The sequence below is a fragment of the Flavobacterium solisilvae genome (genome assembly GCF_012911605.1).
Classification (GTDB): domain Bacteria; phylum Bacteroidota; class Bacteroidia; order Flavobacteriales; family Flavobacteriaceae; genus Flavobacterium; species Flavobacterium solisilvae.
This window is the reverse complement of sequence record NZ_JAAMPT010000005.1, coordinates 1-221: the sequence shown is the minus strand read 5'-3', so window position 1 is coordinate 221 and position 221 is coordinate 1. Positions and strand designations below refer to the sequence as shown.

Genomic DNA, 221 nt, shown 5'->3' with positions numbered 1-221 from the left:
CCACAAAATCCAATAACACCAGCAACCGCTTATTTAGGAAACGACAACGAAATCATTCATGTTCGCGTACAAAATATAGCCACAGGATGTTATAGCACAACGACACAATTATTACGCGTAACTCAAGGACCAACGGCAGTAACACCAACGCCATTAGAACGATGCGATCCAAACAATGATGGCTTTGAAGTATTCGATTTAACCTTAGCAACCAATCAAAT

Annotated in this window: 1 protein-coding gene; it reads left to right on the top strand. The window is 40.3% G+C overall.

What is annotated here, in order from left to right:
* A partial coding sequence (locus G6042_RS00025) for a hypothetical protein (RefSeq protein ID WP_169522283.1) occupies nucleotides 1-221 on the top strand: 221 nt, incomplete at both ends.